Raw genomic sequence first — 11,084 nt, 5'->3', positions numbered from 1 at the left:
CCCGCAACCAATTCTTTATTAAGTTTAGAATTAAAATAAAGCTTAAACGGAATGTACGACCTTAGGTCGTCAGTTCGTTCTTTTCAAAAAATAGTGGCTCCCGCAACCAATTCTTTATTAAGTTTAGAATTAAAATAAAGCTTAAACGGAATGTACGACCTTAGGTCGTCAGTTCGCTCTTTTCAAAAATAGTGGCTCCTGCAACCAATTCTTTATCTTTTCTAAGTTTAAAATCAAAAAAATCTTAAACGAAATGTACGACCTTAGGTCGTCAGTTCGCTCTTTTCAATAATAGTGGCTCCTGCAACCAATTCTTTTTCTTTTCTAAGTTTAAAATCAAAAAAATCTTAAACGGAATGTACGACCTTAGGTCGTCAGTTCGCTCTTTTTTACATAAGAGATCCCACATCATTATTTAGTCAATTTTTATTCACGCAAGTCTATTCTGACTGTTAAATCTAAGTAAGTGGTTTGTAAAGAATCATTAATTTTTGTCGCTTACCCTTTTATGCGTTGTTAAAATACGGCATTGTATTATTCAATTTGAAAGTAAGGTGTATGATGTCAATTCCTATCGGTCGTTATCAACATTTCAAAGGTAACTATTATCAGGTGCTTCATGTTGCAAAACATAGTGAAACTGAAGAATTACATGTGGTTTATCAACCAGAATATGGCGAAAAAGGTGTTTGGATAAGGCCACTATCAATGTTTAATGAAACTATTGAAAGAAATGGTGTAACAATTAAACGTTTTCAGTACGTAACAGCACCTTAAAATTAACAGCGTTACATCTGTTAATTGCTAACATTTAAAGTAATGGAGTTACCTGTGCCCCATTACTTTTGTATATAAGATTTTTCTACTAACCTATAGAAAAATGATTATATTGCTGCCAAGGTACTTTTTTGGTTTTCACCGCAATTACTTTTGCTTGTGGTGGACCGGTATTTAACCAATCTAACATTTTATCAACGTTTTCTTCTTCTCCACATAATAAAACCTCTACTTCGCCATCTGCCAAATTATGTGCATAACCGCTTAAGCCATATTCTATTGCCATTTGTTGGCTTGACGCGCGAAAATAAACGCCCTGCACTAATCCGCTTACATGAGCAAGGTAACTTACATTCATAAATTCATCCCTCAATTATTGAAATTATAAATTCTTTAATTGCACCTAATACAATGTTTGTCTAAACTCGGCGCAATTTTTATCGCTATGGTTAAGTATAGAATGTCAGCAAGAATTTATTTAAAAGATGGACGAGAAAAATCATTAAAAAGAAAACACCCGTGGATTTTCTCTAAAGCGATAAACAAAATCAAAGGTAAACCTATGCTAGGTGATACCGTAGACATCCTTGATAACAAAGGAAAATGGTTAGCTAAAGGTGCATATTCGCCAGAATCACAAATCAGTATTCGGGTATGGTCTTTTATTGAGCATGAAGAAATAGATCAGACATTTTTTTTCAAAAAAATTCAAGATGCTCAAACCAGACGTCAATGGTTCATTAATCGGGATGGGCTAACTGGCTACCGGTTAATTGCTGGTGAATCAGATGGTTTACCGGGGATCACAATTGATAAATACAATAATTTAATCGTTTGCCAACTACTGAGTGCTGGTGCTGAATTCCAACGCTATACGTTAGTTAATGTGTTAAAACAATTATTTCCAGACTGCCATATCTACGAGCGTTCTGATGTTGATGTACGTAAAAAAGAAGGCTTAGAACCCGTCACGGGTTGGTTAACAGAAGCACAAGACTCTACCGCAACGATAATTGAAGAACACGGATTAAAAATTCATGTTGATGTTGCCAAAGGCCATAAAACAGGATTTTATTTAGATCAACGTGATGCCCGTGCACTTGCAGGAAAATATTCAACCGATAAAACAGTTCTTAATTGCTTTTCTTACACCGGAACATTTGCATTGCACTGTGCTGCTAATAACGCTAAAGAAGTAACAAATGTTGATGTTTCACAGCAAGCACTTGATTTAGCAAAAGAGAATATTGCGCTTAATGGCTTATCAGACTGTAAAGTAAATTATGTTAAAGAAGATGTATTCAAGTTACTTCGTCAGTATAAAAAAGAAAATACGAAATTTGACATGATCATTTTAGATCCACCCAAGTTCGTCGATTCTAAAGCACAATTAACATCAGCTTGTCGTGGGTATAAAGACATCAATATGATTGCAATGCAATTACTTAACCCTGGTGGCTTATTGTTAACCTTTTCATGTTCAGGGCTATTAGAGGTAGGTTTATTTCAAAAAGTTGTGGCTGACGCCGCTTTAGACGCTGGTAAGACCGTTCACTTCATCGAACGAACAATGCAAGCAGCAGATCACCCTATTGCCAGTAATTATCCAGAAGGCTATTACTTAAAAGGTTTAGTGTGCCAAGTTAGCTGAACTACATTAAATGTATAAACGTCAAACTATCGTTAGAGCATGTTAAACGTAATGTGCTCTAATCAATTTCAGAGATGTTAATACCAATTAAGTAATTATCAGCAGACTCTTCCTCTACACGAACGACTTTACCGCTAACATCTAATGGTTGAACATTACTACCTGAAGATTCCATATTAACGCGTACGTCTGTATTAAGTTCAATTGGATGAGCCATTTCAATTGCCATCCCTGTTGCACTCAAATCTCGACATGTTGCTAAAATAGTACTGTTTGCTTCATCGTCGATAATAGTGACAGTTACATCACTATTTAGCATCATTCGATAGAAATCACGTTTATCATCGTAACTTACAACCATTACACTGCTCCACCAAATTTACATTTATGAGTTTGTTGTCTAACACGCTTAATAGTCTAAAAAGAAGATCAACTACTCCAATCCTTTACTCTTTATACGCAAGCAAAAAAGCCATGTCAAATGACATAATAGCGAGGTTATTTTAACAATTGATTAATGTGGCTTTTAATTCGCTTTGCAGAAATAGGATACGGCGTGCCTAAATTTTGAGCAAAAAGTGATACCCGTAGCTCTTCTATCATCCACCTAACGGCTGCTAATTGTTCTATAAGAGTAAGATCGTGCTTATGTTTACTCAGGGCATCTTGATATAAAGTGTGTATCTTTTCAATCTCGATCACTTTCAATCTATCTTGGTTTGGATCAATAGCAAGCTTTTCTAGCCGACGCGCTAATGCTTTTAAATACCTCTCAATATCTGAGATACGTTGATAGCCTGATGCTGTTACAAACCCTTTATAAACTAATGATCCAAGATGACTTTTAATATCTCCATGCGCCTGAATCATATTTAAAGGTACATTGCCCTTCAACTTTTTGTTGATCTCATGCGCTAGACTCAGAACCCGTTCAACTTGAATAGCGAGGGCTAAAACTGCATCAGCTAATTCAGCACGAACAAACTCTTTAACTTGTTCAAATGCCGCTTTATCTCTTGGATAATCGCCTTGTTGTTGGATCAAATGTTGGCAAGACGCGATAATACAGTCATTTAGAAGCTCTGAAATTGAACCAAAAGGATTAAAGTACAAACCCAATTTGGATTTATTTGGTAGTTTCTCTTGTAGATATTTAATGGGTGATGGAATATTCAATAATACCAACCTCGCAACACCAAAATGCATCGCTTTATCTGCAAGTGGTTTATGCTCAAACAATTCAATAGCAACGGTATTATGATGATCGACTAATGCTGGAAATGCCTTAATCGCTAAATTAGCAACTTTCTTTTCATAATGCTCTGGTATTGATTCAAAATCCCATGCCTTTATATCTGCTCGCTCAATACCTTTATCTGCGACTTTTTTAATAGATGCTTTTACTTTGCCTTGTAAACGTTCTTGTAATGCGACGAGATTCCGGCCTTGTGCTATCAGTTTATTTTTTTCATTGATGACTTTAAAGTTCATTTGTAAATGAACGGGCAACTCAACGTTATCCCAGGCATCTTGTGGAATACGAACACCAGTCATACGTAATAACTGCTTTTCCATTGCTTGTTGCAGTGTTAGATCGCTTGGTGAAAGTGCATCAAAACACGCCTGAGCATAGTTAGGCGCAGGCACATAATTACGTCGAACACTTTTAGGTAATGCTTTAATAAGAGAGATGATGAGCTCATAGCGCAATGCAGGTATTTGCCAATCAAAACCCTGATCGGTCACCTGATTTAATACCCCAATTGGAATATGTACACTAACCCCGTCATCTTCATCTCCAGGCTTAAAATGGTAACTTAACGGTAAGGTGAAATTCCCTTGTTGCCATACGTCTGGGTAATCCGCCTTTGACAGCTTTTCACTGTTTTCATTTAGTAAAAAAGCTTTGGTAAAATCGAGTAATTTAGGCGTTTGTTGTTTTTGGTTTTTCCACCATGCTAAAAAGCTACGTTGACAAACCACCTGTTCAGGTAGCTTTTCATGATAAAATTGGCAAAGCAATTCTTCATCGACGAGAAAGTCTTTACGCCTAGCTTTTTGTTCTAATTTTTCAATATCTTTAACTAAGTCTCTGTTGCGTTGGAAGAATGGTTCCTGAATATTGGCATCACCATTAACCAATGCCTCTCGAATAAAGATTTCTCGACATGTATCTGGTTCAATTTTATTGAATACCACTTTACGCTTTGCTACGAGCACTAAACCATAGAGGGTAACTTGTTCATACGCCATCACAGCGCCTTGTTTTCGTTCCCAGTGTGGCTCACTATAACTTCGTTTAACTAAATGCTCAGAAAGGCTTTCAACCCATGCTGGGTCAATTTTTGCGACAACACGGGCAAAAAGTCTACTGGTTTCTACTAATTCCGTAGCCATTAGCCATTTGGGTGTTTTCTTAGCGAGATTAGAACCTGGAAAAACATAAAATCGAGTGTTTCTTGCCCCTTTATATTCACGATTTTCATCCAACTGACCTAAATGACTTAGTAAGCCCGATAAAATCGCTTGATGAATAAGATCTCCTGAAGAGTCATTGTCTTTTGACCACCCAGTGGTTGTAAGAGCAATTTTTTGATCTTTTAACGTCATCGTTAATTGATGATAAATGTCTTGCCATTCTCTTATACGTATATATGACAGGTATTCTTTTTGGCAAAGTTTACGAAACTGATTGTTAGTAAGCTGCTTTTGTTGTTCATTAATATATTGCCAAAGTAGCAAAAAGCTAAAAAAGTCTGATTCCTTCACTTTAAAACGACTATGTTTTTCATCAGCAGCTTGCTGTTTTTCATGAGGCCGTTCACGTGGGTCTTGGATACTTAACGCACTGACAATAATAAAAACTTCTTCTATACAGCCATACTGTATAGCCGTTAAAATCATTTTAGCTAAACGAGGATCGACTGGAAATTTAGCAAGTTGTCGGCCGCTATTTGTCAGTTGTGTTTTACCCTGTTTTACTTGAATAGCAGCGAGTTCTTCAAGTAGCCTAACGCCATCTTTTACGGTTCGATTATCGGGTGATTGAACGAACGGAAATTGATCAATATGACCAAGATCTAACGCTAACATTTGTAAAATAACCGTGGCTAAGTTAGTTCGTAATATTTCAGGATCTGTGAATTCATCACGATTTAAGTAATCATCTTCAGCATATAACCGTATACAAACCCCTTCAGATACACGACCACAACGACCTGCTCGTTGGTTCGCGCTGGCCTGTGATATTGGCTCAATAGGAAGGCGTTGTACCTTAGTGCGGTAACTATAGCGAGAAATTCTCGCCGTACCTGGGTCAATAACATACTTAATACCTGGCACCGTTAGCGATGTTTCTGCCACATTAGTGGCAAGCACAATATTTCTTCCGGTATGACGCTGAAAAATACGATTTTGCTCTTGCACTGTTAAACGTGAATAAAGAGGTAAAATTTGGGTATGTGCTAAATTTTCTTTTTCTAAAGCGCTTGCTGTATCACGTATTTCACGTTCGCCATTAAGAAAAACCAAAATATCCCCTAATGGAAGCTCTGATAATTCTTCTACCGCTTGAATGATGCCACTGATCACATCTGAATTTTCATTGTGCTCATTTAACGGGCGATACCGCATTTCAACGGGAAATGTGCGACCTGACACTTCAATAATCGGTACTGGCTTTTGATTATCTTGTTGGAAATGCTTAGCAAATCTTTCAGGGTCAATCGTTGCAGAGGTGATGATTATTTTTAAATCAGGTCGTTTATTTAGAATTTGACGTAAGTAACCTAACAAAAAATCAATGTTAAGACTTCGCTCGTGTGCTTCGTCGATGATAATTGTATCGTATTGCCTTAATAAACGATCACGTTGCATTTCAGCTAACAAAATACCGTCAGTCATAAGCTTCACGTAACTGTTATCGCTGACTTGATCAGTGAAACGTACTTTATAACCAATAACATCACCTAAGGATGTGTTTAACTCTTCAGCTATCCGCGTTGCTACCGTGCGAGCAGCAATTCTTCGTGGTTGTGTATGGCCTATCATTCCTTCGATTCCACGCCCTAAATCCATACAAATTTTTGGAATTTGAGTGGTTTTACCTGAGCCTGTTTCACCAGCAATGATCACCACTTGGTTTTCATCTATTGCTTTAGATATGCGTTCAACACTTTGTGATACCGGCAAACCTTCTGGGTAAGATATCGAAAGTTTACGATTAAGTTTATGTTGTTTTTTTGCAATTGAACTATCAATTTGCTCAGCTATTTGGCTAATGATTTTTTGCTTTTTCTTCACATCCGATATTTTAGCAAGGCCAGCTAATCGCTTTTTGAATAGACCAATATCAGCCCGCCTAACATCAGACAATAATGCATTTAACTTTGCTATGGTAGGAACATCGTCAGTGTTAGTGGTTGTAGATAATGTGCTAGATGAATTTTCGGAAGGCAAAATAGGCTCAAAACAACGTTTAAAACGTTTATTTTATCAAGTATGGGTAGCAATACCAATACTTGAACGCGTTGAAGCTTGAACTTTGTTGATGTGACCAATTATCGATCTTTTGTTTGCATTAAACACATGTAGATCAAAACACTGGGTAATTGTAGAGTCGCTTATTGTAAAGTTGGTTACGAAAAACAACGGTATTGAGTTGAAACTTCTTGAGCAGCATGTTTCCTCGTTTTTAACGTGTTCATGTGCTTTATTATGTTCAATAACACAATAATCTTGCACTATTAAGTCATGACAACATACTGGCAAGCACAAACAGAAGCTCAACTCACCTCTTGAACTACTTAAATTTTGTACGTAAATGTTTATCCATTGCCATTAATACATCATTACGGCAAATTGTTCCTAGTAGATGACCGTCATCGTCAACCACTGGGTACACTTTAGGTTTATTGCCTAACATTTTTTGAGCTAGTTCAAGTACACTGTCATAAGGCTTTACTGACAACACTTCAGTACGCATTAGTTGCGCCACATCTGCAATATGCTCACTATAATAACTCGATTCCATCATTTTTCGCATAATGTCACTTTCAGACAGAAATCCAACTAAGTGATTTTTATCATTAACAACTGGGCCACCGATTTGTTTAGTTTTCAGAAACCTAAGTGATGCCTCTTCTATAACCATATCAGGTGTAAATGTTACAGGATAATAGTTCATATAGTCTTTAACTTGTATTGATTCCATGCATTTGCCTTTTCTTACTTTGCAATTATTGTCTGTTCTTTTTAAGCGTAGACCTAATCGGTAATAATTCCCAAGATTATCATGCGATTGTCAAAATATTTTTTTCAGAACTACTTTGTAGTCGTTGTATTTGTTTATACATTTTTTTGTATGAAGATCGTAAATGTTTTTTTAAGTGTGGAGTTACATTCTTATAGTGCTGGTTTTTAAGCACACAAAATATAGCAAGCGTGTAAAGCATATCATTTTCAGGTAGTGCTACCTGACGATTAGCCCGAGGGTTATAGCAAGAGCCACACCCCCCTTTAAATTGATAAGCTGTATTTGCAAACATAACACCAAAACCCATCACACATGCTAAAACATCAATTGCTTGCGGTATCATAGGTCTGCCCCCAGGGGGTAACACTTTCGCAGATAACACTAACACACTAGCAAATTGCTGAACATAAGTGGCAATCATATCTTGTGGTTGATTGATTTGTGCTGCTAAATAACCTATTTCGATTAAAGAAGGTTCATCGTTGGCTATAACCTTAGACTGTTCTCCCCTAAGAGAGCCTGTTATGGTTAAATTAGGTAATTGTTGTTGCGTTTTATGCTGAAAAGGCTTCAAAATGAAAGGCCAATTCGATAAACCACAGTAGTTTGTCGTATTTTCAAAAATTGTCCGTGCCATTTGATCAACACTCGCAACTCTACCTGGGTAAAATTCATTAGTAGGTAAAACAAGTTTGGTGTGTTCAGTAAAATATTGCTGTTCAAATGTGTTTACAGCCCATTCAACGCATGCAAATAACCATTGTTGAGTCTCTACATCAATCAGTGGTTTACGGGTAAAAATAAAGTTAAACATACACTAATTATTCAATGTTTGACTCGGTAATGAATCAGCCTGCAATGCTTGGCTACCAAACAAAGGCACCGTTGAGATAGAATGATGATGGCTGCCACTAGATTCTTTCGTTGAATAAGATAAATATATTAACGTTTGGTTATCTTCATCAAAGATACGACGAACCTTTAAACTTTTAAATAAAATACTTTTAGATTGTTTAAAGACGATCTCACCATTTTTAGACCGATCGATTTGCGCAATTTGCGCTGCTGTTATCACCCCAGTTTGCCGGCAAGCAATGCTCATATCAGATGGATCAGCAAAATCTAAATCCGCTTCAACATGGCTAATATGACAAGTAACGCCAGGTATTTTAGGATCTTTTTTAGCTTCAATAACGACATCTTTTGTCGTAAACAAGCCTAAACTAACTTTACCGACATCATCAGAGCAGCCAGCTATTAAAAGTATTGGTATACAGATAAATAATTTATTCATTTCTAAAGATCGCTATGTTAGTTTTACCGGTAGAAGAACGACTAGCGCGATACATTCCTTCGGTGTTAAATGGCATAGTAATATTGCCGTTTTTATCGATCACTATTACACCACCTGTTCCACCAGCCTTAACAAGCACCTTATTAATCACCGTATCGGCAGCTTGTTCAACTGAAATATTCTGATATTCCATTCGAGCACAAATATCTGCGGCAACGTGGTAGCGAATAAAGTATTCACCATGTCCAGTGGCAGAAACTGCACAACTGTTGTTATTTGCATAGGTACCTGCACCAATGATTGGCGCATCACCAATTCGTCCGAATCGTTTTGCAGTCATCCCCCCTGTAGACGTACCAGCAGCTAAATTGCCGTTTTTATCCAATGCAACAGCGCCTACTGTGCCGACTTTATATTCCACGTCTAATGTTTGGTGTGCTGCTTGATAATCTTTTAACTCTTGTGCCTTTTGTTGTAATTTCTTTTTCGCACGTAAAAGCGATTTATACCTTCTCTCAGTGTTAAAATATTGGTTATCCACTAACGCTAAATTTTGTTGTTTCGCAAAGGATTCTGCACCTTCACCGCTTAACATAACATGCACTGAATTATTCATCACAGATTGTGCCAATGCGATTGGACTTTTTACCGTTTTAACACCACTAACTGCACCAGCATTTAATGTTTTACCATCCATAATTGACGCGTCAAGTTCATGGTGTTCATCGTAAGTATAAACTGCACCTTTACCGGCATTAAACAGCGGTGACTCTTCCATAATTTGAATGGCTGCAATAATAGCTTGTTCGCTAGAATGCCCCTTTTCAAGTAACGCGTAACCAGCATTTACTGCTTCAGAAAGCTTTGCATCGTACTGCGCTCTTATTTTGGGTGTCATTTTCTTTTGGCTAATGGCGCCAGCACCACCATGGATAGCGATAGCAAATTTCGCCTCTTCCTCGGCTTTTGTTTGGGGAGTTAATGATAGGCAAATTGCCAATGTGGTTAAATTTAGTGCAGTAAAGATTCTCATAAGCTTATTATTATCATGTTGTTAGCAATACAAAAATTACTCGTATTGATTTAATCGGGTCAGATAACAATACAGCGAGTAGCACAGATTTAAAAGAGGTAATTAACCTTACCTCTATATTTTGAAGTGTATCGGTTTATTCTGGTTGTGCGAAGTGAAAAGCGTTCAGTTTATTGCCATCTAGATCTCTAAAATAGGCGGCATAAAAACCATCAAAATCCCTCGGTCCAGGCTCGCCTTCGCATTTTGCGCCTAAAGAAATTGCTTTATTATATAGCGCATCTACTTGTTCATTTGAATCCATTTCTAAAGCAACCATTACACCATTTCCTACCGTTGCAGCTTGCTCATCGTAAGGTAAGGTGATGCTTAATCCAGGTTTGTCTGGTGCTGTCGCCCAAACGACAAACCGGTCTGTTTCCATAAAACGCCCTGCACCGATCACCGATAATAACTCATCATAAAATGAAACTGAGCGCGGTAGATCATTCGTACCTAATGTGACATAACCAATCATTCTTCTTCTCCTTGAGTAATGTGTTTTAACATGCTTTCAGTAAATTGCTCTTTATCCAATTGCAACTCTTGCTGTTCTGCCTTTTCTTTCACTGCTTGATGTTTTTGATTCACAGACGACATGGTCAGAGTATTGTCATCAAGCTGATAAACTTGTTTTAAACTTTGGTAATAAAAGTCGAGTATTATTAATGCTTGTTGATCACCGTGTTCCATCGCCATGTTATTGATGGTATTTAGTTTTCGGTAAATCTTATTTTGTATCTGTTTTAATTGCCACACATAGTAAACCTGATGAAAATAAGCGGTTTTTCTCAGCCGATGCAATAATGCAGCACACACTGCTAACGCACAAATAACACCGGCAAGGTTATAAGAGAAGTTACTTGGTGCATCGGTATCATTAGCCATTTCAAAGTTAATACTATTATCACTAAATACACTAATAAACAGTGAACCGAATAATAATGATAATAAAGTAAGGCTTATAATAAAGCTGATGATAATGCGATTTAACCGTTGGCGGTATATTATTTTGTCAATGTTTTGTAACTGCATA

At 37.1% G+C, this 11,084-nt stretch carries 11 protein-coding genes; 2 read left to right on the top strand and 9 right to left on the bottom strand.

Annotated elements, in window-relative coordinates:
• Positions 1–561: 561 nt before the first annotated feature.
• Complete coding sequence (locus tag Q4489_RS15840; RefSeq protein WP_303482167.1) at positions 562–777, top strand: DUF1653 domain-containing protein; 216 nt, start codon at positions 562–564, stop codon at positions 775–777.
• Between the two features lie 88 nt (positions 778–865).
• On the opposite strand, the gene Q4489_RS15835 is transcribed toward Q4489_RS15840, so the two are convergent.
• The gene (locus Q4489_RS15835) at positions 866–1,135 is read right to left on the bottom strand and encodes an acylphosphatase (RefSeq protein ID WP_303482161.1); all 270 of its coding nucleotides are present in this window, start codon (positions 1,133–1,135) and stop codon (positions 866–868) included.
• A gap of 102 nt (positions 1,136–1,237) precedes the next feature.
• Between Q4489_RS15835 and Q4489_RS15830 the strand changes: the two genes are divergently transcribed.
• Positions 1,238–2,428 carry a class I SAM-dependent methyltransferase gene (locus tag Q4489_RS15830; protein WP_303482158.1) on the top strand — a complete coding sequence of 397 codons (1,191 nt, stop codon included), beginning with the start codon at positions 1,238–1,240 and terminating at the stop codon, positions 2,426–2,428.
• Between the two features lie 58 nt (positions 2,429–2,486).
• Here the strand turns inward: Q4489_RS15830 and Q4489_RS15825 are convergent, their stop codons facing one another.
• From Q4489_RS15825 to Q4489_RS15790, 8 genes are all read right to left on the bottom strand, one after another.
• Positions 2,487–2,789, bottom strand: coding sequence for a PilZ domain-containing protein (locus Q4489_RS15825; RefSeq protein WP_074500089.1), 303 nt, complete (start codon positions 2,787–2,789; stop codon positions 2,487–2,489).
• Positions 2,790–2,926: 137 nt separating this feature from the next.
• Positions 2,927–6,823 (bottom strand): ATP-dependent RNA helicase HrpA, encoded by a 3,897-nt coding sequence (gene hrpA / locus Q4489_RS15820; RefSeq protein ID WP_303482164.1) that lies wholly within the window; start codon positions 6,821–6,823, stop codon positions 2,927–2,929.
• A 406-nt stretch (positions 6,824–7,229) separates the two neighbouring features.
• Positions 7,230–7,640, bottom strand: coding sequence for a CBS domain-containing protein (locus Q4489_RS15815; RefSeq protein ID WP_303482154.1), 411 nt, complete (start codon positions 7,638–7,640; stop codon positions 7,230–7,232).
• 79 nt (positions 7,641–7,719) lie between these two features.
• The gene (locus tag Q4489_RS15810) at positions 7,720–8,496 is read right to left on the bottom strand and encodes a hypothetical protein (protein WP_303482152.1); all 777 of its coding nucleotides are present in this window, start codon (positions 8,494–8,496) and stop codon (positions 7,720–7,722) included.
• 3 nt (positions 8,497–8,499) lie between these two features.
• A complete protein-coding gene (locus Q4489_RS15805) occupies positions 8,500–8,976 on the bottom strand; it encodes a CreA family protein (RefSeq protein ID WP_303482149.1) in 477 nt (158 codons plus the stop codon).
• Positions 8,969–10,009 (bottom strand): isoaspartyl peptidase/L-asparaginase family protein, encoded by a 1,041-nt coding sequence (locus Q4489_RS15800; protein WP_303482146.1) that lies wholly within the window; start codon positions 10,007–10,009, stop codon positions 8,969–8,971. Before Q4489_RS15800 ends, Q4489_RS15805 begins: the two co-directional genes overlap by 8 nt.
• A 136-nt stretch (positions 10,010–10,145) precedes the next feature.
• Positions 10,146–10,526, bottom strand: coding sequence for a VOC family protein (locus tag Q4489_RS15795; protein WP_303482143.1), 381 nt, complete (start codon positions 10,524–10,526; stop codon positions 10,146–10,148).
• The gene (locus Q4489_RS15790) at positions 10,523–11,083 is read right to left on the bottom strand and encodes a DUF3087 family protein (protein ID WP_303482139.1); all 561 of its coding nucleotides are present in this window, start codon (positions 11,081–11,083) and stop codon (positions 10,523–10,525) included. The genes Q4489_RS15795 and Q4489_RS15790 overlap by 4 nt, the downstream gene beginning before the upstream one ends.
• Between the last annotated feature and the right edge of the window lies 1 nt (position 11,084).

It is taken from the genome of Thalassotalea sp. 1_MG-2023, assembly GCF_030546745.1.
In the GTDB taxonomy this organism is placed as follows: Bacteria; Pseudomonadota; Gammaproteobacteria; order Enterobacterales; family Alteromonadaceae; genus Thalassotalea_C.
The sequence above is the reverse complement of the archived record's forward strand: the minus strand, read 5'-3'. Positions and strand labels throughout refer to the sequence as shown.

Bases quoted from the DNA above. Each gene is read 5' to 3' on its own strand.
- Q4489_RS15825 (WP_074500089.1), bottom strand. From the start codon at position 2,789: ATGGTTGTAAGTTACGATGATAAACGTGATTTCTATCGAATGATGCTA.
- Q4489_RS15835 (WP_303482161.1), bottom strand. From the start codon at position 1,135: ATGAATGTAAGTTACCTTGCTCATGTAAGCGGATTAGTGCAGGGCGTT.
- Q4489_RS15810 (WP_303482152.1), bottom strand. From the start codon at position 8,496: ATGTTTAACTTTATTTTTACCCGTAAACCACTGATTGATGTAGAGACT.
- Q4489_RS15815 (WP_303482154.1), bottom strand. From the start codon at position 7,640: ATGGAATCAATACAAGTTAAAGACTATATGAACTATTATCCTGTAACA.
- Q4489_RS15805 (WP_303482149.1), bottom strand. From the start codon at position 8,976: ATGAATAAATTATTTATCTGTATACCAATACTTTTAATAGCTGGCTGC.
- Q4489_RS15800 (WP_303482146.1), bottom strand. From the start codon at position 10,009: ATGAGAATCTTTACTGCACTAAATTTAACCACATTGGCAATTTGCCTA.
- Q4489_RS15840 (WP_303482167.1), top strand. From the start codon at position 562: ATGTCAATTCCTATCGGTCGTTATCAACATTTCAAAGGTAACTATTAT.
- Q4489_RS15795 (WP_303482143.1), bottom strand. From the start codon at position 10,526: ATGATTGGTTATGTCACATTAGGTACGAATGATCTACCGCGCTCAGTT.
- Q4489_RS15790 (WP_303482139.1), bottom strand. From the start codon at position 11,083: ATGCAGTTACAAAACATTGACAAAATAATATACCGCCAACGGTTAAAT.
- Q4489_RS15830 (WP_303482158.1), top strand. From the start codon at position 1,238: ATGTCAGCAAGAATTTATTTAAAAGATGGACGAGAAAAATCATTAAAA.